The 304-nt window shown below is 72.4% G+C and carries 1 protein-coding gene; it reads left to right on the forward strand.

From position 1 onward, the window contains the following. Positions 1-304, forward strand: a 304-nt coding sequence (locus B8460_RS19305; RefSeq protein WP_048863256.1) for an MFS transporter, incomplete at both ends; no start/stop codon positions are given.

Here is a 304-nt window from a genome sequence, read left to right on the forward strand (position 1 = left end):
GCCGGCGCGCGTGCGCGGGCGGTACCAGGGCTACCTATCGTCGATCTTCGTCGCCGCGTCGATGTTCGGGCCGGTCGCCGGCGGGTATCTGACGCAGGGCTTCGGCTGGCGCTCGGTCTTCCTCGTTAACGTGCCGCTGGGCGCGGTCGCGCTGATCCTCGCCCGCCGGCTGCCGGCGCACCGGGCGGAGGGCGGCAGCCTGCGCTTCGACGTGATCGGCACGCTGCTGTTCGCCGCCTTCGTCACGCCGGTGATCCTGGCACTCGAGAAGGTGCAGCGGGTCGATCCGCACGACATCCCGGCG

Source organism: Acidisphaera rubrifaciens HS-AP3, from assembly GCF_000964365.1.
Lineage (GTDB): Bacteria > Pseudomonadota > Alphaproteobacteria > Acetobacterales > Acetobacteraceae > Acidisphaera > Acidisphaera rubrifaciens.